Here is a 23207-nt window from a genome sequence, read left to right as displayed (position 1 = left end):
TGGTGTTGGCCGCTGGCATATCGCGCAACCTGCGGGGTGGTCAGCGGCTGTCACGGATTTCTTGTTGGCGCATCGGCATTTTGTCGATCGTCCGAGAGATTTCCCGCACGGTCCACGGGGAAGGTTTGCGCAGTTTGACGCCGCCGTCCTTGCCGATCAGCACAAAGCCGAAGCCGCGCGGATGCAACGCTTGGCGGAGAGCGGATCGGGCGTCGGGGTCGGTGTCGACCAGAACGACCACATCGCGTTCGACCAGACCGTCCAGATCATCTTTGATCAGGTCCATCTGGCGCACGAAGGCAGGATCATACGGGCTGTCTGCGAACACGATCAGCGGGCGGTGCGTCCATTTGAACTCGGCCAGATCGGCGGTTCGACCGTCAAGGATTACGGCCTCTGTCATATCCGTTTCCTGTGCCCAAACCATCGGGGCGGTGAGTGACAATAACATTGCGAACACAGCGGCAAGTCGGGTCATGGCTCCTCCTGTCGCTCTAGAGATAGGGGCGATGTCCCCGATTACGAAGCTTTTTTCCGCGGAAATGTCCAAAGGTGACAGGCCCGCGTCGATTGGAGGAACGGACAGATGACCCAAGATAAAGACGCCTGGCGCGCACTGGCCGAAAAGGAATTGCGGGGCCGGCCGCTTGAAGACCTGAACTGGCAGACGCTGGAAGGGATCGAGGTCAAGCCGCTCTACACCGCAGAGGACACCGCTGATCTGCCCCACATGGGCGGCACCCCCGGTTTCGCGCCCTTTACCCGCGGGGTAAAGGCGACCATGTACGCGGGCCGTCCTTGGACCATCCGCCAGTACGCCGGTTTCTCGACCGCCGAGGAATCGAATGCATTCTACCGCAAGAACCTTGCTGCGGGTCAGCAGGGTGTTTCGGTCGCGTTCGACCTTGCGACCCACCGTGGTTATGACAGTGACCACCCGCGCGTGGTTGGTGACGTCGGCAAGGCTGGTGTGGCGATCGACAGCGTCGAGGACATGAAAATCCTGTTCGACGGCATCCCGTTGGACAAGGTGTCGGTCTCGATGACCATGAACGGCGCGGTGATCCCGATCCTCGCGAACTTCATCGTTGCAGGCGAAGAGCAGGGCCACGATAAGTCGGTGCTGGCGGGCACCATTCAGAACGACATTCTGAAGGAATTCATGGTCCGCAACACCTACATCTATCCGCCCGAACCATCGATGCAGATCATCGCGGACATCATCGAGTACACCTCGAACGAGATGCCCAAGTTCAACAGCATCTCGATTTCCGGCTACCATATGCAGGAAGCTGGCGCGAACCTGGTGCAAGAGCTGGCTTACACGCTGGCCGATGGCCGTGAATATGTGCGCGCCGCCATCGCTCGCGGCATGAACGTGGACAAGTTCGCGGGCCGCTTGTCGTTCTTCTTTGCAATCGGCATGAACTTCTTCATGGAGGCCGCCAAGCTGCGGGCCGCGCGTCTGCTGTGGTCGCGCATCATGGATGAATTCGAGCCCAAAGACCCCCGCTCGAAGATGCTGCGCACCCACTGCCAAACCTCTGGCGTGTCTCTGCAGGAGCAGGACCCCTATAACAACGTGATCCGTACGGCCTACGAGGCGATGTCGGCTGTACTGGGGGGGACACAGTCGCTGCACACCAACGCGCTGGACGAAGCTATTGCGCTGCCCACTGAATTCAGCGCCCGCATCGCGCGGAACACCCAGCTGATCCTGCAGGAAGAGACTGGCGTCACCAACGTCGTCGATCCGCTGGCTGGTAGCTACTATGTCGAAAGCCTGACCAATGAACTGGCCGAGAAGGCTTGGGCGCTGATCGAGGAAGTCGAAGAGATGGGCGGCATGACCAAGGCGGTTGCGTCCGGCATGCCCAAGCTGCGCATCGAAGAGACCGCGGCCCGTCGTCAGGCAGATATCGACCGCGGCGACGAGGTGATCGTCGGCGTGAACAAGTACCGCAAGGACAAAGAAGACCCGATCGACATTCTGGAGATCGACAACACCAAGGTGCGCGAAGCTCAGGTCGCGCGTCTGGAGCGCATCCGCGCATCGCGTGACGAGGCAGCTTGCCAAGCCGCGCTGGAAGAACTGACCCGCCGCGCCAAAGAGGGCGGCAACCTGCTCGAGGCGGCTGTGGAAGCAGCCCGTGCTCGTGCCTCTGTCGGAGAGATCAGCATGGCAATGGAGAAAGAGTTCGGCCGCCACCGTGCCGAAGTGAAGACCTTGGCTGGCGTCTATGGCGCGGCCTATGAGGGTGACGAAGGGTTTGCGGCCATCCAGAAATCGGTCGAAGATTTCGCCGAGAAGGAAGGCCGCCGTCCCCGTATGCTGGTGGTGAAGATGGGGCAGGACGGTCATGACCGTGGCGCCAAAGTCATCGCCACGGCCTTTGCGGATATCGGGTTCGACGTTGACGTTGGCCCGCTGTTCCAGACCCCCGAAGAAGCGGCTCAGGACGCGATCGACAACGACGTGCACGTGATCGGGATTTCCTCGCAGGCGGCAGGTCACAAGACGCTGGCGCCCGCGCTGATCAAGGTGCTCGAAGAGCAGGGCGCCGGTGACATCATCGTCATCTGCGGTGGAGTGATTCCCCAGCAGGACTACGAGTTCCTGAAGGCGGCGGGTGTGAAGGCGATTTTTGGCCCTGGCACCAACATTCCGAACGCGGCGCAGGACATTCTGCGCCTGATTGAAGAAGCGCGCGCCTAAGGCTAGCGTGGCCGGGAGGGGGCTGTCTGCCCCCTCTTGGCGCATCCTGCGCCAATTCACCCCCGAGAGTATTTCGGCAAAGATGAAGTGGGTTTGGCGGAATGGCGTTTCTGGTGCGGCAGGCCTGTGCGGCGGATGCAGCGGCGATTGCTGAGTTGTGGAATGGATTTATCCGGGACACGGCAGTCACTTTCACGACATTGGAAAAGACGGAAGAAGGCATCGCGGCGGACATTGCGGCGCGGCGTCCTTGCTTTGTTGTGGCTGAAGCTGATGGGGCGCTGCTGGGGTTTGCGACCTGTTTTGCGTTCCGCGGCGGGCCCGGCTACGCGCATACCAAAGAGCATTCGGTCATGCTGGCCGAGGCTGCGCGAGGGCAGGGGGGTGGCCGCGCGTTGATGGGCGCCTTGATGGCAGCGGCGAAGGCAGAGGGCTGTCATTCCATGTTCGCAGGTGTGAGCGGCGAGAATGCCGAGGGCGTTTTGTTTCACAAAGCGATTGGATTTGCCGAAGTTGCGCGTTTGCCGCAAGTCGGACGCAAGTTCGATCGCTGGATGGACCTTGTGCTGATGCAGAAATTCCTGTGAATGCGGCCTGACAAGTTCTGCGTTCAAAGGTAGTCTGCCCGCCATGTCGATTTGGACCCGCATTTCCGAAGCACTGGCCGCCCTTGCCAAAGGCGAGGGGCTTTCTGCTGTCTTCGAGCGTCTGCGCACGCCGCCTGAGCGGACGGTGGGTTTTACCATCGCGGTGATCGCTCTGTCGGCTAAAATGGCCAAGGCTGACGGTCTGGTGACGCGCGATGAGGTAACGGCGTTTCGCGAGGTGTTTCACATCGATCCATCCGAAGAGGCAAACGCAGCGCGCCTGTTCAATCTGGCCCGCCAAGACGTCGCCGGGTTCGAGGAATATGCCCGCCGCATTCGGGCCATGTTTGATTCCGAATCCAGCGCTCTGTGCGATTTGATGGAGGGGCTGTTTCATATTGCCATGGCGGACGGCACCTACCACCCTGCCGAGGATGCTTTCCTGCGCCGAGTCGCAGATATTCTGGGGCTGGATGAGCGCCGGTTCACCTCGCTCAAGTCGCGATTTGTGCCGGGGGCAGAGGCGGACCCCTATGACGTGCTTGATGTCTCGCATGATGCGCAAAATGCAGAGGTGCGGGCCGCGTGGCGCGCAGCTGTTCGAGAGGCGCACCCCGATCAAATGATGGCGCGCGGCGTTCCGCCAGAGGCGATCAAGCTGGCCGAGGGGCGTATGCAGGCGATCAACCGCGCATGGGAAACGATCCGCGCAGAACGCGGGCTCTGACGCTCTAGGAATGGTGTGGGGCGCAGCCTATATTCCAAAACATGAAACAGACTTTGATTGTTGCGACCCTGCTGCTTTTGCCGTTCTCGGCACTGGCGCAAGACCAGAACGCGATTGAGCCCGCCGAGCCCGAGAGCGGGTTCGAACGGATGCAGCGTGGCTTTGGGATGATCTTTGACGGCCTTCGCGAAGAGGTTGATCCGACCGTGGAAAGCCTAAAGGACAAAGCGCGCGAGATGGCGCCAGAGATGCGGGATTGGGTGATGGCGATGGGGCCAGCTCTGCGTGATCTGGCGGATAAGATCGGCGATCTGAACGACTATCACGCACCGGAAAAGCTGCCGAATGGTGACATTATTCTGCGCCGCAAAGAGCGGGCGGACGACGCGCCGCAATCGGACTTGATCGCGCCGTCCGGACCGACCGATATCTAATCCGCGATAATCACTTCGTGGGTGGCATCCAGCGCTTTGGCGAGCGAGTCTAGGCGCGCGGCGGCCACTTCGGAAAAGAGATCGGCGGCGTCCTTGTGAAGCACGAGCTTCAGCGCTTTGTCTTCGGTGCTCAGCTTGAATTTCCCTGGCGCGCGGTCTTTGTGCATCCAAAGCATTGCCCCGAACCGCATAGCTTTGCCAAGAACTTCGGCCTCTCGCGTATCTTCTTCGCTTAGGAGTGGCGCGAGCGTTTCGAACTGACTGGAACTGGGCTTGTTCTTGTAGCGATAGAGCAGCGAAAGGCCGATATAGATGCGTTCGCTGTGGGACAGACCGCCAAGGTTCGCGCGGGTCGAATTGTCGAAACAGATTTCCGCACGATAGTCAGGGTGTGCGCGCCACGTGACGTCGTGCAGCAAGCAGGCGGCCTTGATGATCCGCGCTTTTTCGGGAGTCATTTTCGGAAAGAGAGGCGAGATAAAGCTGAACAGGATTTTGCCAAACCCCGGCATCCGCGCGTCTTTGATTTCCGAAAAGCGGCAGGCTTCGATCAGCGGATCCCGATCCCTCAGGTCTTGGGGCATCTGTTCGTACAGCAGCCCTTCGCGGATGCCGTAGCTCGAGATTGCGATGTCATGGGGATCAAGGCGTTTTACCACCGCCTCTAACACTTCGGCGGCCAGCGGGACCAAGGCCATACGGGCGCTGGAGATGCCGCAATCCTTGCGTAGGCTTTCCAGATCCTTGTGCTCTTTGATGAACTCTAGCGTATCCATGAGTTCTGGGCAGGTGATCTGGTATTCATGCAGAACGTGAAGCGGGTAATTCATACGCTCCATGTTGATGCGGCCGATGGCACGCCAGCTGCCGCCAACCAGAAACAGGCGGTCGTGTTGGGGGCCCAACTCTTCAAGCAGTTGGTCCAGCGTTTCTTCGATATGGGCGCGGCGGGTTTTCGCGCCGCCCTCGATATCCTGAAGCTTCAGCGGCGCGAGAGGCGAGGTCACGCATTTCCCGATCTTGCCCTTGCTGATTTCGGCCAACTCCATCGACGAGCCGCCAATGTCACACACCAGACCATAGGCACCGGGCCATCCCAGCAGCACACCCTGTGCGGACAAGCGCGCTTCTTCGGTGCCGTCGACCACATGGATGGTCATGCCGGTTTCGGATTCGATCTGCTCTTTGAATTCGGGGCCGTCTATGGCCTCTCGCATGGCGGCGGTCGCGACCACATGCAATGGTGCGCAGCCAATGCTGCGGGCCAAAGCCTGAAAACGGTGCAGCGTCGCGCGTGCTTTGACCTTGCCTTCGGGGTTCAGCATGCCGGTTTCCAGCAATCCTTTGCCCAAGCCGCACATGACCTTTTCGTTAAAGAAATAGGCAGGGCTGCGGGCCGCACCGTCAAAAATGACCAGTCGGACCGAGTTCGACCCGATGTCTACGACGCCGACCTTGGACATGGCGCGCGCCTGTGGGTCTACGATCAGTGGGCGGGCAAAGATCGCGCGGTCACCGAACATGGGTTGGCTGGTCGTCATTGGCTCGAACCTAAAAATTGCAAAGTTCTCATTCGGGGCACCTTGGGCAAAGCGCTCCCCGAGGTCAATCGCCAGTATGCGTCAGTTTGGGCACGTCCGCCGCCCCCGCAGAGCCCCGACCCGAGAGGGAGGGGTTCTCCATAAAGAAGCGGTGGCAGCTGAACGCAAACTTCCCTTCCTCGAGGTTGGCGCGCTTGAACTTGCCGTCTGGGCCCATCACCCAGCTCTGGGCTACGTCGGCCATGTTGGCGGCCATGATCTGGTCGACAATCTGCGCTTTGACCGTGGGGTTCTCGATCTCGATCAACGTTTCCACCCGGCGATTTAGGTTGCGACCCATCCAGTCGGCGGATGACATAAACACTCGCGCCTGACGCGAGGGCAGGGCATGGCCGTTGCCGAAACACGCAATCCGAGAGTGTTCGAGGAACCGGCCCACGATGGATTTCACACGGATATTCTCGGACAGGCCTTTGATGCCGGGGCGCAAGCCGCAGATGCCGCGGATCACCAGCGATACGGGTACACCCGCCTGAGAGGCGCCATACAGAGCGTCGATCACATCAGGCTCGATCAGTGAATTCATCTTGGCCCAAATACCCGAAGGACGCCCGGCACGGGCGTTCTCTGCTTCCTCTCCGATCATGCGGATCAGGTCAGCCTTCATGTTGGTGGGGCTGATCGACAGATTTTCCAGATGCTCGGGCATGGCGTAGCCCGACAGGTAGTTAAATACCTTGACCGCATCCCGCCCGATGGAAGGGTTGCAGGTGAAGAGGCTGAGGTCGGTGTAAATTTTGGCCGTAATCGGGTGGTAGTTGCCGGTGCCAAAGTGGCTGTAGGTCACCAGCTGGTCGCCTTCGCGGCGGACAACGGTGCTGATCTTGGCGTGGGTTTTCTGATCCACAAAGCCATAAACCACGTGTGCCCCCGCGCGCTCCAACCGGCGCGACTGGCGGATGTTGGCGGCCTCGTCAAAACGGGCCTTCAGTTCGACCAGCGCGGTAACGGATTTGCCATCCTCGGCGGCCTCGCACAGGGCCTCAACAATGGGGCTGTCCTTGGAAGTGCGATAGAGTGTCTGTTTGATCGCCACCACACTGGGGTCGCGCGCAGCCTGCTGCAGGAAACGCACCACCATGTCAAAGGTCTCGTAGGGGTGGTGGAGCAGCATGTCCTTCTGGCGGATTGCCTTGAAGATGTCGCCGTCGTGGTCGGTCACGCGTTCAGGGACGCGGGGCGTGAAACTGGGCCACAAGAGATGCGGCAGATCGTCGATCACGAGTTCTTTTAGGTCGGAGACACCGATCACGCCGTCTACCTCGATGACCTCTTCGTCGCTCAGGTGGAGTTCCCGCATGATGATGTCGAGCAGGTTTTTCGGCGCACCGGCCGAGACCTTCATCCGGATCACTTCACCACGGCGGCGGCGCTTCAGGGCGCTTTCGAACTCGCGGACCAGATCTTCGGCTTCTTCTTCGACTTCCAGATCGCTGTCGCGCAGCACGCGGAAGGTACAGTGCCCCTTGAGCCGGTAGCCGGGGAACAGCTGGTTCAGGTGCAGAAGCAGCAGTTCTTCGAGTGGGATATAGCGGAACTGATCGGGCTCGGAGGGCAGGCGGGTGAAACGGGGGACCTGCGCGGGAATGGGGAGTAGCGCGTGCAGGGTCTTGCCGTCGCGGCTGCGTTCCAGCTGCAGCGCCAGAGAAAAGCCGGTGTTCGGGATGAATGGGAAGGGGTGGGCGGGGTCAATCGCCAAGGGGGACAGAACCGCGAAGACTTGATTGAGGAAAACATCCGCCAGATAGTCTTCGTCCTCTTCGGTCAACGAGGCGCGGTCGTAGATGGTCAGATTGTTTTCTTCCATTTCGGCCCGCAGGTCTCGCCACGCGCTTTGTTGGCGGTCCATCAGGTCGCGGGCGTCCGCATCGATCAGTTTTAACTGCTGGGACGGGGTCAGGCCGTCTTGGGCTGGGGTCGTGTTTCCCTCGCGTTTCAGTTCGCGCAGACCGGCGACGCGGACGGTGTAGAATTCATCGAGGTTGGTGGCGGAAATCGACAGGAAACGCAGCCGTTCCAAGAGCGGCACGCGCGGGTTCTCGGCCTCTTCGAGAACGCGCATGTTGAACCCGAGCCAGCTCAGTTCGCGGTTGTATAGGCGCTTGGGGCCTTCGATCTCTTCGGCGGGCAGATCGATGGGCTCTGAAAAGCCTGCGTGCAAGAAATCAACTACGTCCACGATCAGAAGTCCTCTTGGGGTGTTATGGCCTAATCAAATTACCTGTTTCGTAGCTTGTCCAGCACCTCTGACGCAAGCTTGCGATTCACCGCGCGGTTCTGCTCCAGACCGGTTTTGTCGATAGCGGCTACGACTTTGATGGCGCTGGAAAAAGAGCGGTCCATGTGCCGAAGCAGGTAGGTGATTGTGTCGGGGCTGGGGAACAGCTGACGGTCAGCAAACAGCTTGGTCAGGACGGCGGTCAGCAGAGCGTCATCGGGGGCCTCGAGGCCGATGGACTGCGCCCCCTGCATCCGGCTCTGTAGATCGGGCAGCGTCAGGCCCCAGACCTGCGCGGGGCGGGTGTCGGTCAACAGCAGGCGATTGCCCTCGGCTAGGACCAGATTGTGCAGGTGGAACAGCAGCTCTTCGGCCGCGCGGTCATCCGCAATGGCCGAGATATCCTCGATCGCGACGTGGTTTCTTGCCAGCGATGGAATGTCGAGCCCTGCCAGATCGCGGCTGTTCAGGATTGTGGCGTTGGTTGTTTCGGCCCACACATGCGCCAAGTGGGTTTTGCCTGAGCCTTCGGGGCCATACAGCACCAGCTTGCCACCTGCCCAATTGCGCCAGCCATCCAGTAGGGCAACTGCCATCGCGTTGCCCGGCGAGACAAAGAAGTCCTCGCGGCCCAAGGCAGGGCGAACTGGCAGATCAAAGCTGAGCTGGCGTGCCATCGGTTACGGTGCGTCCCTGCCGGTCAGGCCTCTGTACAGGCGGCTGTCTTTGTATTGTGCGGCGATGTAACGGATCACAACCCCAAGAGAGGCCGCCAGCGGTACAGCAACCAGAAGGCCGATGAAACCGAAAATCGACCCAAAGACAGACAAGGCAAGGATGAGCCAGACGGGGTGCAAACCCACCGAATTGCCAATGAGCATGGGAGTCAGCACGTTGCCCTCTAGGATCTGGCCAACTTGGAACACGGCAAAGACCGCGGCGATCATCCACCAGTCCCCCCAAAACTGGAATAGCGCCAGACCAATGGACAAGACGCCGCCCACGATTGCGCCCACATAGGGGATAAAGCTGACAATGCCCGCGATGAATCCAACCACGAGGCCAAAGTTCAGGCCCACGATCATGAGGGAAATCGCGTAGTACGCGCCAAGGATCAGGCAGACGGTGCCTTGGCCCCGTACAAAGCTGGCGAGTGTCGCGTCGATGTCATTGAAAATCTTGCGAACCACTGGGGCGTGATCGCGGGGCAGTAGATCGTCAATTTTGGCGATCATGTTGTCCCAGTCCAAGAGCAGATAGAATGACACCACCGGCACCACGACAAAGAACATGGCGATGTTCAGCAGGGATGCAGCAGAGGAGAGGGCGCCTTGGAGCAGTGTGCCGCCCTTTTCCTGAATGGTTTGGCCCGCCGAGGTCAGCGCATTATGCACTGGGCTGCCGCTGGCGATCAGCTCTGGGAAGCGCGATGTCAGGCTCGACTTCAGGCGGTCCATAATCTCTGGCGCGGTTTTGAACAGGTTGACCGCTTGCTCCGTCATGGTCGGGATGATGACCAACGCTGCCGCTGCAAACACCAAAATAGCGACCAAAGTGATGACCACGGTTGCCATCGCGCGGCTCAGCCCGCGTTCTTCGAGCCAGTCGGCAACTGGATCTAGGAAATAGGCGACAGCCGCGCCCACAAAGAACGGCAACAGCGTGTCCCCAAGCACCCAAAGAATGGCAAAGAAAACGACGGAGGCGATTCCCCAATATTTTGCCTGTTGCTTTGCAGGTAGAGCCATGGGTCATCCTCCGATCGATCATTCAGGTTTTCGCCGAAGCGGCGTGATTATGCAAGCGCAGCGCCGGTTTGGCGGGGTCTGGCCCGACTTAGCTGTTTCCAAGGGGCGTTTGGCGCTTTAAACCCCTGCAAAACGAAATCACTGTTCCGAGGGTTCCATGCGCCTGTCCCGCTACTTCCTGCCCGTGCTCAAGGAGACGCCTGCCGACGCGCAGATCGTCAGCCACCGCCTGATGCTGCGGGCCGGTATGATCAAGCAAACCAGCGCCGGTATCTATTCCTGGCTGCCGCTGGGTTTCAAAGTCCTGCGCAAGATCGAAAACATCGTCCACGACGAGCAGATCAAGGCTGGCCACATCCCCATGCAGATGCCCACCCTGCAGTCGGCGGATCTGTGGCGCGAGTCCGGTCGCTATGACGGCTACGGTCAGGAAATGCTGCGGATGAAGGACCGTCACGACCGTGACATGCTGTTCTCACCTACCGCAGAAGAACTGTTCACCGACGTCTTCCGCAGCTACGTGCGCAGCTACAAAGATCTGCCGCTGACGCTCTATCAAATCCAGTGGAAATTCCGCGACGAAGTCCGCCCTCGTTTCGGCGTGATGCGTGGTCGCGAATTCTACATGAAGGACGGCTACAACTTCGACCTGACCAAAGAGGACGCGCTGCACGCCTACAACCGTCACCTTGTTAGCTACCTGCGCACCTACGAGCGTATGGGCCTGCAGGCGATTCCGATGCGGGCTGATTCCGGTCCCATTGGCGGCGATGACACCCACGAATTCCTTGTTCTGGCGGACACCGGTGAATCCGAAGTCTTCTACGATGCCGAGATCACCGATCTGACATTTGGCGACCGCGAGATCGATTTCGCGGACAAAGAGCAGTGTCAGGCCGTTCTGGAAGAGTTCACTAGCCGCTACGCCCGCACGGATGAGACCCACGACGAAGCTGTCTACAACGAAATCCCCGAAGAGCGCCGCCGCGTTGCGCGCGGGATCGAAGTTGGCCAGATCTTCTACTTCGGCACCAAGTATTCCGAAGCCATGGGCGCAACCGTTCAGGACGCCGATGGCAACAAGGTGCCGGTCCACATGGGCAGCCACGGCATCGGCGTCAGCCGCTTGCTGGGTGCGATCATCGAGGCCAGCCACGACGAGAACGGCATCATCTGGCCCGAGGGTGTGACCCCCTTCCACGTCGGTATTGTGAACCTCAAGCAGGGTGACGAAGAGACCGACGGCGCGTGCGAGAGCCTGTATGCCGAGTTGGTCGCTGCTGGTTTCGAGCCGCTGTACGACGACCGCAAGGAACGCGCAGGCGCGAAATTCGCAACGATGGATCTGATCGGTCTGCCTTGGCGCATCACCATCGGTCCGCGTGGCCTGAAAAACGGTGTGGTCGAGTTGACCAGCCGCCGCACTGGCGAAAGCGAAGAGCTGTCACCCGAAGCCGCGGTCCAAAAGATCAAAGAGATCTACGCGAAACACCCGGACCCCAAGGGTCTGTAAGGCCACATATCCATTTCGATCCAAGGCTCCGATTTCGCATCGGGGCCTTTTTTTCAACGTCGCGAATCAAATCGCCACAGAAATGACCGCGAGACTGGAAAACGCGATTGGTCGCTTCGGGAAATCCATATCCTTTCCAACGATCCAACGGGGTTTGCAGAAAACGATGGTCGCTTTCTCTTTTGGATTCCGATAAGCCTATGCGCCAGTTTTAGACGCGAAGAGGTCATGGTCCTAAGGGCATTTCTAGTCAGTTTCGGTATTGTGTCGGGCGCTGGTTTTTCCCAGTTTCCGGAGTTCTCGCAGCAGTATTTGCAGCGATTGGGCGGAGCTGTGGACGAACTCTCGACCGTGGTGAGCGACTTTGATCGCTCTGCCGCGACCTTTGGAATGACCCGTCATCAAGCTTTGGAAGAGATGAATGGCTCTCCATTTCTGCAAAGACGGCAGGCCGACCTGCGTCGGACGATTTCCCGCTACGAAGAATTGAGCGAGGCCTACATCGCCCTGCGATATGCGGGCCCCTTTACGCGGTTCTACGAGGTGCAGCACATGGGCGATCCTGAAATCCTCTCAGGCACGTGGCAAGACTATAGGCCCGCTGTCCCGCTGACCTTTGAGGGTGGTATGTTCTCGCTCTTTGGGTTCTTGATCGGCTACGGATCGCTGTCGGCGCTGATCAAAATCGTGCGCCCCAGCCGTCGCAGGAACAAACCCACGGCTGCGTGACTTGACCCACGACGCGCGATTTGCGCATCTACGCGCGACAGTCGAGGAAGAGCATGGCCCATACCACCCCCCCATTCGCACCGTTCGAATTCATGATTGCTTGGCGCTATTTGCGTGCCAAACGTGCCGAAGGCGGGGTCAGCGTGATGACCTGGATTTCGCTTCTTGGCATCACTTTGGCGGTGTTCGCACTGATCGCCACGTTGGCCGTGCGGTCTGGCTTTCGAGAAGAGTTTGTGGACACCATCCTTGGAGCCAACGCGCATATCACTGTTTACCAAGATATGCGTATCTCCGAAACCGGAGCTGCCAGCCGCAAGATCACCGAGTACACAGAGTTGGCCGAACAGATCGCCGCTGTACCGGGCGTGACGCATGCGGCGCCCTTGGTCAAAGGGCAGGTGATGGCCAGTGCGCGTGGTCGCAACGCGGGGGTCGAGGTGTTTGGCATCAGCGCGGAGGACCTGCAGGGCATCCCGCGGATTGCGAACCCCCAAGAGTCTCAAGGCAGCCTTGATAACTTCGAAGGTGGGATTGCGATCGGCTCTGGTGTGGCCCGAGAATTGGGCTTGCTGGTCGGGGATAAAGTGCAGCTGATCTCGCCCAACGGGGTAAAGACAGCCTTTGGCACCAGCCCGCGGGTCAAGGCCTATGACGTGGTCTACATCTTTACAGCGGGGCGCTATGACGTGGACCGCACGCGGGCCTATTTGCCCTTTGCAGAGGCGCAGGCCTACTTCAATTCTACCGGTGCGGCGGATGAAATCGAGGTCATGCTAGAGAGCCCGAACAACGTCGACGACATGGTTTTGCCGATCTTTCAGGCAGTAGGAGACCGCGCAATGGTCTGGACGTGGAAAGACGCCAGCGGTGCCTTCCTGAGGGCGCTTGAAGTTGAGGATAACGTGATGTTCGTCATCCTCTCGATCCTCGTTCTAATTGCGGCCATGAATATCACTAGTGGTCTGATTATGTTGGTCAAAAATAAAGGCCGCGACATTGGCATTCTGCGAACCATGGGCCTGACCGAAGGCGCTGTTCTGCGGGTATTTTTTCTGTGTGGGGCGTTCACAGGCGTACTGGGGACGATCGCCGGCGTGATCCTTGGATGTTTGTTCGCGATCTACATCGACCCGATCTTTTCGCTCGTTAACTATGTTGCGGGCGGTGGGGTATGGGATCCTCAAATCCGTGGTCTGTATAACCTGCCTGCCAAACTCGAATTGGCGGATGTGCTGAGCGCGGTGTTCCTGTCCTTGGGCCTGAGCTTTGTCGTGACGATTTTCCCGGCCCGACGCGCGGCGCGGATGAACCCTGTGGAGGCGCTGCGCTATGAGTAAGGCATTGGAATTAAATGATATTGAGAAGATATACAAGCGCGGCGAACCGGGTGAAGTGGCCGTTTTGCGCGGCGCAGAGCTGACGCTGGAAGCCGGAGAAGTTGTGGCTTTGGTCGCGCCGTCAGGGGCAGGAAAATCGACCTTGCTGCATATCGCAGGGCTCTTGGATACCCCCGATGCGGGGCAGGTCGTTGTGGGCGGTCAGGATGTGACTGGCGCCAGTGACCGGCAGCGGACGCGGGTGCGGCGGGGGGACTTGGGGTTTGTGTACCAGTTCCACCATTTGCTGCCGGAATTTACTGCTATTGAGAATGTGGTGCTGCCGCAGTTGGCCAATGGGGTGAGCGCGCGGGACGCGAAGGCGCGGGCTGAGAAGTTGCTCGATCACATGGGGCTGAGCGGGCGGATGACCCACCGTCCGGCGGCGCTTTCGGGCGGGGAGCAGCAGAGGGTTGCGATCGCGCGGGCGCTGGCGAATGGGCCCAAGGTCTTGCTGGCCGACGAGCCGACGGGCAACCTTGATCCGGGGACCAGTGAGCGGGTGTTCAACGCTTTGATGGATCTGGTGCGCGAGACCGGTTTGGCGGCGCTGATTGCCACGCATAACCCTGAATTGGCTGGGAAAATGGACCGGACGGTGACGTTGTCGGACGGGCTTCTGCGCTGAACTCTTGGGTATCCGAGGGGGTAGGGTATGTCGCCCAAAGAGAGCGCCGATTGGCCCATCGGGCATGTGGTGGCACGGCGGGGGCGTTGGTATCAATGACCTAGGAAAAGCGCTGTAAAACCACTTAGACTATCCCGGTAGTGGTCGCGGCGTTTGACTTGCGAAACTTGTTACGTTTCGCCTCCAGAACTCGAACTTTCGCCCAGGGCTTTTGCTCTGGGTGTTTTTTTGCCCGATTGCAAATTTTGAGAGTGTTAACGGGGCACGCTGCGGAAATGTCTGGTCTGGATCACGTCTGGCTGACGTATGGCTTGCGTCATGACGTTGGGCCTGACGTTGGTTTTGGCGGCGCGAATTTGCGGATGGTTAAGGACTTGGGTCAGACTGCGCGCTGGGCGGCTCTGGGCTGGGTCAGAGGTGGCTGGTGGGCGCGGGTGTGGCTGCCCGCTCGACCTTGAGTATTTTTTGCAAAAAGAAGCGTGTGGGTGGCGCTGTGGGGGGGGGCGGTCTGTCTGGCGCTGGCCGAAGGCTCGGCGCGCGGTTTTGGGGCTGTGCGGCGGCGGAGAGGGCGCGCCGGTGAGTATTTTTTCAAAGCGGAAAGAGGGGGCTGGGCGCGGGGTGTTTGACGGCTTGGCGCTGGGTGGCTGATTGCTGACCTAGCTTCTGAGCGTTGGCCGTGGGGCCTTTGCTTTGGCGTGCTGCGCTATGAGGTCAAACTCTGCGTTCGGGCTTGCCCGAACGCTGCGCCCGACCCGCCCCCCAGGGCGGGCGCATTTGCGCCCTCCCTCGGGAACGGGCGCTGACGCTTTATTTTCAGGGTATTTGAAGGTGCAGTGGGCATTTGCAAGGAAGTGGCCCTAAAATTGATTTTGGAGGATTTAAAATTTCCAACCGCCTGCAAAATAAATAATCGTAGCAAGGCAGAAGACGATTAATCCAAGTAAGGTCAAAAGAACCTTCTTGGAATGCGATTCTCGTGCTTTCGCGTCTGCTAATTCTTCGGGAGAAAGTGTGAACTCCGAGCTTTCACTGCGCTCGTTTTCGAAGGTAAAGCCCCGTTTCTTTAGTAAGCGTTTGCGGCAGAATTCGAAAAATATAACGCCAATATTCAACACCAATAAAGGTAAGAATAATGCGATTGACGACGTGCCGAAGTGCCCGCCTGTCAATTCATCATAGATGGGCGCTTCGGTGATTCCGAAAATGTATGCGGCGCAGGCTGCCGCAAGATAAAGTGCGCAAATCGCGTTATACGTCTTGGACTGGAGAATGTAGTACTGCTTGGCTTCAGACATCCACATCCTCGACGAACTTCGCGTTCTCTTGGATGTATTCAAAGCGCAGTTCCGGCTTTTTGCCCATGAGGCGCTCGACGAGGTCTCCGGTTTCGCCGGGTAGGTCTTCGTCGATGGACACGCGGATAAGTTGGCGCGTGGCGGGGTTCATGGTGGTGTCCTTGAGGTCCTTGGCGTCCATTTCACCCAGACCCTTGAAGCGGCTGACGTCGATCTTGCCGCGGCCGCCGAGGCCTTTCTTCAGCCACATGTCGCGCTCTGCCTCGTCCTGACAGTAGACGCGCTTTGCGCCTTGGGTCAGGCGGTAGAGGGGCGGGCAGGCCAGATAGAGGTGGCCGTGGTCAATCATGGGGCGCATCTGGGTGAAGAAGAAGGTCATCAGGAGCGCGGCGATGTGGGCGCCGTCGACGTCCGCATCGGTCATGATGATGATCTTGTCATAGCGCAGGTCGTCCACGCGGAAACGGGTGCCGAGGCCGACGCCGAGGGCTTGGGTCAGGTCGTTGATTTCCTGGTTCGAGCCGAGTTTGGAGCTGGCCGCGCCAAGGACGTTCAGGATTTTACCGCGCAGGGGCAGGAGGGCTTGGGTCTTGCGGTCGCGGGCCATTTTGGCCGAGCCGCCCGCCGAGTCGCCCTCGACCAGAAAGAGTTCGGTGCCGGCGCGGTTGGAGGCCGAGCAGTCCACCAGCTTGCCTGGCAGGCGCAGCTTTTTGGTGGCGGTTTTGCGGGCTGTTTCCTTTTCGGCGCGGCGGCGCAGGCGCTCTTCGGCGCGCAGGACGAGGTAGTCGAGGATGGCGCCTGCGGATTTGGTGTCGTTGGCGAGCCAGTTGTCAAAGTGGTCGCGGACCGAGTTTTCCACCCATTTGGCGGCCTCTTCGGTGGAGAGGCGGTCCTTGGTCTGGCCGACGAAAGAGGGTTCGCGGATGAAGATCGACAGGAGGGCGCAGCCGCCGGTGGTCAGATCCTCGCGGGTGATGTTGCTGGCTTTTTTGTTGTTCACCAGTTCGCCGTAGGCGCGGATGCCCTTGAGGATCGCGGCCCAGAAGCCGGATTCGTGGGTGCCGCCCTCGGGGGTGGGGACAGTGTTGGTGTAGGACTGGATGAAGCCGTCGCGGCTGGGGGTCCAGTTGATCGCCCATTCGACCGAGCCGGGGACGTTGAATTTATCCTCGAATGAGACTTTGCCCGCGAAGGGGCGGTCGGCGTAGGTGGAGGCGTCCTTGAGCGTTTCGTTCAGGAAGTCCGAGAGGCCGTTGGGGAAGTGGAAGGTTGCCTCGGTCGGGGTTTGGCCGTCGTCGATGGCGGATTTCCAGCGGATTTCCACGCCCGAGAACAGATAGGCCTTGGACTGGACCATCTTGTAGAGGCGGGCGGGTTTGAGTTTGAGCGAGCCAAAGATTTCGGGGTCCGCGTGGAAGGTCACGGTGGTGCCGCGGCGGTTCGGGGCGGCGCCGATTTTTTCCACGGGGCCTTGGGGGACGCCGCGCGAGAAGCGCTGTTCGAACAGCTCTTTGTTTTTGGCGACCTGTACGACCATCGAATCGGAGAGGGCGTTCACGACCGAGGAACCCACGCCGTTCAGACCGCCGGAGGTCGAGTAGGCCTTGTTCGAGAATTTGCCGCCTGCGTGGAGGGTGCAAAGGATGACCTCGAGCGCGGATTTGCCCGGGAATTTGGGATGGGGATCGATCGGGATGCCGCGGCCGTTGTCGCGGACCGAGATTGCGTAATCCTCGTGGAATTCGACTTCGATGCGGTTGGCGTGGCCAGCGACAGCCTCGTCCATGGAGTTGTCGAGGATTTCAGCCACCATGTGGTGCAGGGCGCGTTCGTCCGTGCCGCCGATATACATGCCGGGGCGTTTGCGCACGGGCTCCAGACCTTCGAGCACCTCGATCGAGGAGGCGTCATAGGTTTCCGGTTCGGTCCCGTTCAGAAGATCGTCGGCCATGCTGCTCGCTTTCCTTGGTAGCTTTGAGCGCTAGAGATACAGCACCTTGTAGGGGCGCTGCAAGCGGAGGGCATACGGGGAAACGGATAGAGAGCGCCTGCTGCAGCGTGGTGCCGTGAGTATTTAGGCAAAGCAGAAAGAATGAGGCATCCCGCGAAAATCGAGGGCTCAGGCGGTGCGGGCCATGACAAGCACCGCGCCGATGGCAAGGGTGATGCCGATGACGTCGCGGTGGGCGATGCGTTCTTCGAAGACTACGTGGCCGAGGGCGGTCAGGGCCAGAAGGGTAAAGATTGAGGCCGCCACACCCACTTGGGCCAGAGAGATGAACCGCATGGAGACGAACCAGAGCCCTGCTGAGGCCGCATAGAGGGCGCAGCCGAGGAGGACCTTGGGCGAGACGAGTCCCTGTCCCTCTTCTACAGCGAGTTTGAAATAGTAGTCCCCCGCGATGATGACGCAGGTCGCCATCGCGCAGAGGAAATATCCCCAGAACACGGTCATCGGAATGCCTAAAATTGCCAGTGATTGTTGGGGAGAGCTTAGCATCTGGCGGGCCGGAATGGTTACGCAAAGTGACGGTGGTCGGGAATACATGACCTTTGGCTTGGCAGTTCTGAAGGGCAGGCGCGGCAGTTTTGCAAATAGTTGCAGGGGGCGACGGACTGGGCGCGCTATGCGTCTGCGGTGCAAGAGGGCTGCGGAAATTGCAGGGGTGTGTTTGACCCATCGCAAGGCGCGCGCGGGTCCGTGCCTGCATAGTTCCGGCGTGTTGAAAAAGGAGCGCAGGATGGAAGAGGCAATGGGGTCCCTGAACGAAGAGAATGGTCTGGCGGAGGTGGTCGCCGCGCCAGTGGATGCGGTGCCGGCTGTGCCGCAAGACGCGCCGCCTGCGCTGACCAAAGAGACAGTGCGCCGGCCACATGCGGCCACGCCCGAGGAGGTGCGCCGCGCCTTTGAAACCGGCGAGTATCCGTACGACACCAAGATGTCGCGCCGCGCATATGAGCGGGAAAAGGCAAAGCTGCAGGCTGAACTGCTGAAGGTGCAACTGTGGGCACAGGAGACGGGTCAGCGGTTCGTGATGCTGTTCGAGGGCCGTGATGCGGCGGGCAAGGGCGGCACGATCAAGCGGTTCATGGAGCATCTGAACCCGCGGGCGGCGCGCGTCGTGGCCCTGAACAAGCCCACATGGGAAGAAAAGGGCCAGTGGTATTTCCAACGCTACGTCAAAGAGCTGCCCACCGTGGGCGAAATGGTTCTGTATGACCGCTCTTGGTACAACCGCGCGGGGGTTGAGCGGGTGATGGGGTTCTGTGAGCCCAGTGAATATCTGGAGTTCATGCGGCAGGCCCCCGATCTGGAGCGGATGCTGGTGCGGTCTGGGATCAAGCTGTATAAATACTGGTTCTCGGTCACGCAGGAAGAGCAGCGTCGCCGGTTCAAGGCCCGCGAGACAGACCCCTTGAAGCGTTGGAAGCTGTCGCCGATCGACAAAGCCAGCCTGAGCAAATGGGACGACTATACCGAGGCCAAGGAGGCGATGTTCTTTTACACCGATACAGCGGATGCGCCTTGGACGATTGTGAAGTCCGATGACAAGAAGCGGGCACGGATCAACTGTATGCGCCACTTCCTGAGCACCCTCGATTATCCGGACAAGGACCATCGGATCGTGAAGGCGCCGGACCCCTTGATCGTGGGGGGCGCGAGCCATGTGATCCACAAGTCAGAGCATATTCTGGGCACCGCGCTGCACCCCGATACGCGGCGCACTGGGGACGATGCGTAAGGCTGCATTTCTGCGGGCATAAAAACGCAAGAATATGTGTGCATTCGGGCAGGGGAAACATCTTGCCCGGATGGTGGGGGCGCTCTATGCCGACCACATGGTCAAAAATGTAGCACTCCCGTATTCCACCCACTTTCGCGCCACGCTGCTGCTGGGCCTGCCGCTGATCGGCGGGCATCTGGCGCAGTTTGTTGTGTGGGCGACCGACACGCTGATGCTGGGGCGCTACGGGGTCGAAGAATTGGCGGCGGTGGTTCTGGCCACCTCGCTGTTTATGACGCTGTTCATCCTTGGGTCGGGGTTCGCGTGGGCGGTGATGCCGCTGGTGGCGGCCTCGCAGGCCGAGGGGGACGAGGTCGCTGTACGCCGCCAGACGCGGATGGGGCTGTGGCTGAGTTTTCTGTTTAGCCTGCTGTGTCTGCCGTTTTTCATCTGGTCCAAGCCGCTGCTCGTCCTGATGGGGCAAGAAGAGGATCTGGCCCAGTTGGCGCAGGATTATCTGCGGATTGCGGGGTGGGGCATGTTGCCCGGCCTGTTCGTGAACGTGATGAAAAGCTATCTGGCCGCGCTGGAGCGGACGGCGGTGGTGCTGTGGATCACGATCGCGGCGGCGGTGGCGAATGCCATTGTGAACTACGCGCTGATTTTCGGGAACTGGGGCGCGCCTGAAATGGGCGTGCGCGGGGCGGCCTTGGCCTCGGTCACCGTGCAGGTTGTGTCGCTGATTGGCTGCGTGTGGTATGCCATGCGGGTGCTGCCCGAACATGCGCTGTTCCAGCGGATGTGGCGCCCCGATTGGGACGTGTTCCTGACGGTGCTGAAGCTGGGCGTGCCGATCGGTGTCACTGCCCTGAGCGAGGTGACGTTGTTCGCCTTTGCAGCGGTTGTGATGGGCTGGCTGGGGGCTGTGCCCTTGGCCGCGCACGGGATCGTGCTGCAGGTGGCGACGGCCACGTTTATGGTCCACATGGGGCTGTCTAACGCGGCGACTGTGCGCGCAGGCACGGCCTATGGGCGCAAGGACGCGGTTAATCTGGCGCGCGGAGGCATTGCGGCGATGACGCTGTCCTTTGGCGTGTCGGTGATTGCGGTGATCCTGATGCTGGCTTTCCCCGAAGAGATGATCATGCTGTTCATGCGCAAGGACGAGGTCCAGATCGAGGCTATTCTGGCGGTCGGTGTGACCCTGATGGCGATGGCGGCGGCGTTCCAGTTCGTGGACGCGGCGCAGGTGCTGGCCATCGGTTTGCTGCGCGGGCTGCAGGACACAACGCTGCCCATGTGGTTCGCGGCGTTCAGCTACTGGGGCATTGGCGCGCCGGCGGGTCTGGCGTTCGGCTTCTGGCTGGACTGGGGCGCGCAGGGCGTGTGGCTGGGGCTGGTGCTGGGCTTGGCGAGTGCGGCTGTGTTGTTGATGGGCCGCTTCTGGCTGGTCAGCATGCCAAAGATTCGCGCTGCCGAAGCGGCGCTAGAGGCTGAGGCGGCCTAGTCGTCTGAGTTTCCGGCGGCCGCTTGGGCGGCCAGAACGCGGTCTGCCTTTTTGCGGGTCAGAACGCTGCGCAGGTCGTGCATGGCGAGCAGCAGCGAATCCGAAATCTGCTCTAGCTGATCGTCGGTTGCTTTGGTCTGGGCCCAGTGGGTGGTCAGGTTCAGGTGATCGACGGTGCGCAGGATGTCGTCGATCTGGCGCTGGGCCACCGTTTCGGTGCGCTCTTTCATCCAAGCGCGGATGACACGCAGATCTTCGTCGGTCAGGGCGCGGTCGCCATGGGGTTTGACCTCGCCGTTGCGGATGTTCACAACGGCGATCTGGTCCATTTCAATCCGGCGCATGCGGTTTTCTGTGTCCACACGGAACACAAAGGCTCCGTTTTCTCGGACACGGAAATAGTATGGGGGCAGTTCGGTCGACATAAATCGCTCTCGTCTATGGGCTTATTTCAAATTCGCACAGAACCGCTGGATGCGGGTGCAGGCCTCTGTGAGGGCCTCGTCCGAGGTAGCGTAGCTGATGCGGAAGTTCGGAGACAAGCCGAACGCTGCGCCAAATACGACAGCCACGTTTTCTTCTTCGAGAAGGGCGGTGGCGAAATCTTCGTCCGTTTCGATCTTGGTCCCGCCTGCGCTGGTTTTGCCGATGCAGCCCGCGATGTTGGGGTAGACGTAAAAGGCGCCGTTGGGCACGGGGCAGGTGATGCCGTCAGCGGCATTCAGCCCCTCGACCACCAGATCGCGGCGACGTTTGAACATCACGTTGTTGGGCTCGATAAAGTCCTGCGGGCCGTTCAGCGCCTCTAGCGCGGCATACTGGCTGATCGAGCAGGGATTCGTGGTCGACTGGCTCTGGATCTTGCGCATGGCGGCGATCACCTTTTCGGGGCCTGCCGCGTAGCCGATGCGCCAGCCGGTCATGGCATAGGCTTTGGACACCCCGTTCACGGTCAGGGTGCGGTCATAGAGCTGGGGCTCGACTTGCGCAGGGGTCGCGAACTGAAAGCCATCAAAGGCGAGGTGTTCGTACATGTCGTCGGTCATCACCCAAACGTGGGGGTGCCGCAGCAGCACGTCGGTCAGGCCCTTGAGCTCGTCTGCGGTGTAGCCCGCGCCTGTGGGGTTCGAGGGCGAGTTGAAAATGAACCATTTGGTGTTCGGCGTAATCGCGGCCTCGAGCTGAGCGGGCGTCATTTTGAAGCCGTTTTCGATGCCGCACTCGACGATCACAGGCTCGCCCCCCGCCAAGCGGACCATGTCGGGATAGCTGACCCAATAGGGCGCAGGGATCACTACTTTGTCGCCCGGGTTCAGGGTCGCCATGAGCGCGTTATACAAAACCTGCTTGCCGCCGGTGCAGACGATGACCTGTGCGGGCGTGTAGCCAAGGTTGTTGTCGCGGGCAAATTTGGCACAGATCGCTTGCTTGAGCTCGGGGATGCCATCGGGGGCCGTATACTTCGTTTTGCCCGCGTCGATTGCCGCTTTCGCTGCCTCTTTGATGTGATCTGGCGTGTCAAAGTCAGGCTCACCGGCCCCGAGGCCGATCACATCCCGGCCCATTGCCGCCAGTTCCCGCGCCTTTTGCGTGACGGCGATGGTGGGCGACGGCTTTACTCGGTCAAGGGCGGTAGACAGGAAAGACATTCTTTAACCTCGGTCATTTGAAAAGCGCTCTGGCCTGTCCTAGTCTCGGCGCGATGACCAATCAAGACAGATCCGAGAAAGGGAGTCTGATGGGAGATAACTGGTATAGCCCCGAAGCTGCAACTTTTGGCGATCGCGTGGCTGCTGCCCGCGAAGCCGCCAGCATGACTCAGGTGCAACTGGCCAAACGGCTGGGTGTGAAACTGGGCACGCTGCAGGGCTGGGAAGACGACACAGCCGAGCCGCGCGCCAACAAACTGCAAATGTTGGCCGGTTTGCTGAACGTTTCGATCATGTGGCTCTTGAACGGTGAGGGTGATGGCGTAGAAGGTCCGGTAGAGGATAACGCCGTCCCCGTCGCGATCACCGACATCATGCGCGAGATGCGCGAGATGAAGATCCAGATGCAGCAGGGGGCAGACCGCCTGGCTCGGCTTGAGAAAAAGCTGCGCCTGACCCTGAAGGAGATCGAGCAGTGACAGACGTCACCGAAACCCACGAAACCCGGTTGAAGCGCCTGAACATGCGCTCCAACTATCGGGGCATCAAGGAAATGGACCTGATCCTGAAATCTTTTGCGGATCGCCGTCTGGCAGAGATGTCAGAAGCCGAGCTGGACCTGTACGAGGACCTGCTCGAGGAGAACGACCATGACCTGTACCAGTGGGTGAGCGGGCAGGGGGCAACCCCTGCGCGGTATCTGAATCTGGTGACCGATATCGCGAGCGGTTTGACGCAATTCTCGAAATAA

The 23207-nt window shown here is 60.0% G+C and carries 22 protein-coding genes; 12 read left to right on the top strand and 10 right to left on the bottom strand.

Going from position 1 to position 23207, the window contains the following annotated elements:
• Positions 1-40: 40 nt before the first annotated feature.
• Positions 41-478, bottom strand: a complete 438-nt coding sequence (locus tag BM225_RS04910; protein WP_072707399.1) for a DUF4174 domain-containing protein — start codon at positions 476-478, stop codon at positions 41-43.
• 108 nt (positions 479-586) lie between these two features.
• Between BM225_RS04910 and scpA the strand changes: the two genes are divergently transcribed.
• From scpA to BM225_RS04890, 4 genes are all read left to right on the top strand, one after another.
• Positions 587-2716 (top strand): methylmalonyl-CoA mutase, encoded by a 2130-nt coding sequence (scpA, locus tag BM225_RS04905; RefSeq protein WP_072707398.1) that lies wholly within the window; start codon positions 587-589, stop codon positions 2714-2716.
• A 101-nt stretch (positions 2717-2817) separates the two neighbouring features.
• Positions 2818-3303 carry a GNAT family N-acetyltransferase gene (locus tag BM225_RS04900; protein WP_072707397.1) on the top strand — a complete coding sequence of 162 codons (486 nt, stop codon included), beginning with the start codon at positions 2818-2820 and terminating at the stop codon, positions 3301-3303.
• A 43-nt stretch (positions 3304-3346) separates the two neighbouring features.
• Positions 3347-4030 (top strand): molecular chaperone DjiA, encoded by a 684-nt coding sequence (locus BM225_RS04895; RefSeq protein WP_072707396.1) that lies wholly within the window; start codon positions 3347-3349, stop codon positions 4028-4030.
• 41 nt (positions 4031-4071) lie between these two features.
• Positions 4072-4464, top strand: coding sequence for a hypothetical protein (locus BM225_RS04890; protein ID WP_072707395.1), 393 nt, complete (start codon positions 4072-4074; stop codon positions 4462-4464).
• On the opposite strand, the gene BM225_RS04885 is transcribed toward BM225_RS04890, so the two are convergent.
• The 4 genes from BM225_RS04885 to BM225_RS04870 all read right to left on the bottom strand — a co-directional run bounded on the left by BM225_RS04885 (position 4461) and on the right by BM225_RS04870 (position 10031).
• Complete coding sequence (locus BM225_RS04885; protein WP_072707393.1) at positions 4461-6005, bottom strand: Ppx/GppA family phosphatase; 1545 nt, start codon at positions 6003-6005, stop codon at positions 4461-4463. The two genes, BM225_RS04890 and BM225_RS04885, sit on opposite strands and share 4 nt — an antisense overlap.
• Positions 6006-6069: 64 nt before the next feature.
• Complete coding sequence (locus tag BM225_RS04880; RefSeq protein WP_072707390.1) at positions 6070-8244, bottom strand: RNA degradosome polyphosphate kinase; 2175 nt, start codon at positions 8242-8244, stop codon at positions 6070-6072.
• A gap of 38 nt (positions 8245-8282) precedes the next feature.
• Entirely contained in the window at positions 8283-8960 is a 678-nt protein-coding gene (locus tag BM225_RS04875; protein WP_072707388.1) for a P-loop NTPase family protein, read from the bottom strand.
• A 3-nt stretch (positions 8961-8963) separates the two neighbouring features.
• The gene (locus tag BM225_RS04870) at positions 8964-10031 is read right to left on the bottom strand and encodes an AI-2E family transporter (RefSeq protein ID WP_072707386.1); all 1068 of its coding nucleotides are present in this window, start codon (positions 10029-10031) and stop codon (positions 8964-8966) included.
• A 157-nt stretch (positions 10032-10188) separates the two neighbouring features.
• Here BM225_RS04870 and proS point away from each other — a divergent pair, with 157 nt between their 5' ends.
• The 4 genes from proS to BM225_RS04850 all read left to right on the top strand — a co-directional run bounded on the left by proS (position 10189) and on the right by BM225_RS04850 (position 14280).
• Positions 10189-11544, top strand: coding sequence for a proline--tRNA ligase (proS, locus tag BM225_RS04865; RefSeq protein WP_072707384.1), 1356 nt, complete (start codon positions 10189-10191; stop codon positions 11542-11544).
• A 228-nt stretch (positions 11545-11772) separates the two neighbouring features.
• On the top strand, positions 11773-12273 hold the full coding sequence (locus tag BM225_RS04860) for a DUF2937 family protein (protein WP_092463900.1): 501 nt from the start codon (positions 11773-11775) through the stop codon (positions 12271-12273).
• Between the two features lie 53 nt (positions 12274-12326).
• Complete coding sequence (locus BM225_RS04855; RefSeq protein WP_072707379.1) at positions 12327-13613, top strand: lipoprotein-releasing ABC transporter permease subunit; 1287 nt, start codon at positions 12327-12329, stop codon at positions 13611-13613.
• Positions 13606-14280 carry an ABC transporter ATP-binding protein gene (locus tag BM225_RS04850; protein WP_072707377.1) on the top strand — a complete coding sequence of 225 codons (675 nt, stop codon included), beginning with the start codon at positions 13606-13608 and terminating at the stop codon, positions 14278-14280. The genes BM225_RS04855 and BM225_RS04850 overlap by 8 nt, the downstream gene beginning before the upstream one ends.
• Before the next feature lie 878 nt (positions 14281-15158).
• Here BM225_RS04850 and BM225_RS04845 read toward each other — a convergent pair.
• The 3 genes from BM225_RS04845 to BM225_RS04835 all read right to left on the bottom strand — a co-directional run bounded on the left by BM225_RS04845 (position 15159) and on the right by BM225_RS04835 (position 18030).
• Entirely contained in the window at positions 15159-15575 is a 417-nt protein-coding gene (locus tag BM225_RS04845; RefSeq protein ID WP_072707375.1) for a hypothetical protein, read from the bottom strand.
• A complete protein-coding gene (parE, locus tag BM225_RS04840; RefSeq protein WP_092463898.1) occupies positions 15568-17526 on the bottom strand; it encodes a DNA topoisomerase IV subunit B in 1959 nt (652 codons plus the stop codon). Before parE ends, BM225_RS04845 begins: the two co-directional genes overlap by 8 nt.
• A gap of 168 nt (positions 17527-17694) precedes the next feature.
• Positions 17695-18030, bottom strand: a complete 336-nt coding sequence (locus BM225_RS04835) for a hypothetical protein (protein WP_072707371.1) — start codon at positions 18028-18030, stop codon at positions 17695-17697.
• 286 nt (positions 18031-18316) lie between these two features.
• Between BM225_RS04835 and ppk2 the strand changes: the two genes are divergently transcribed.
• Positions 18317-19318: a polyphosphate kinase 2 gene (gene ppk2, locus BM225_RS04830; protein ID WP_218157045.1), complete on the top strand. Its 1002-nt coding sequence runs from the start codon at positions 18317-18319 to the stop codon at positions 19316-19318.
• Between the two features lie 70 nt (positions 19319-19388).
• The gene (locus tag BM225_RS04825) at positions 19389-20807 is read left to right on the top strand and encodes an MATE family efflux transporter (RefSeq protein ID WP_245780415.1); all 1419 of its coding nucleotides are present in this window, start codon (positions 19389-19391) and stop codon (positions 20805-20807) included.
• Here the strand turns inward: BM225_RS04825 and BM225_RS04820 are convergent.
• Both BM225_RS04820 and BM225_RS04815 read right to left on the bottom strand, forming a co-directional pair.
• Positions 20804-21232 (bottom strand): hypothetical protein, encoded by a 429-nt coding sequence (locus BM225_RS04820; RefSeq protein ID WP_072707369.1) that lies wholly within the window; start codon positions 21230-21232, stop codon positions 20804-20806. The genes BM225_RS04825 and BM225_RS04820 overlap by 4 nt on opposite strands.
• A 21-nt stretch (positions 21233-21253) precedes the next feature.
• Positions 21254-22456, bottom strand: coding sequence for a pyridoxal phosphate-dependent aminotransferase (locus BM225_RS04815; protein WP_072707367.1), 1203 nt, complete (start codon positions 22454-22456; stop codon positions 21254-21256).
• An 89-nt stretch (positions 22457-22545) separates the two neighbouring features.
• Here BM225_RS04815 and BM225_RS04810 point away from each other — a divergent pair, with 89 nt between their 5' ends.
• Together BM225_RS04810 and BM225_RS04805 are read left to right on the top strand one after the other, a co-directional pair.
• Complete coding sequence (locus tag BM225_RS04810; protein ID WP_072707365.1) at positions 22546-22935, top strand: helix-turn-helix domain-containing protein; 390 nt, start codon at positions 22546-22548, stop codon at positions 22933-22935.
• Positions 22936-22979: 44 nt separating this feature from the next.
• Positions 22980-23207, top strand: coding sequence for an FAD assembly factor SdhE (locus tag BM225_RS04805; RefSeq protein ID WP_072707513.1), 228 nt, complete (start codon positions 22980-22982; stop codon positions 23205-23207).

It is taken from the genome of Donghicola eburneus (assembly GCF_900115865.1).
In the GTDB taxonomy this organism is placed as follows: domain Bacteria; phylum Pseudomonadota; class Alphaproteobacteria; order Rhodobacterales; family Rhodobacteraceae; genus Donghicola; species Donghicola eburneus.
This window is presented reverse-complemented; position numbering and strand designations above follow the sequence as displayed.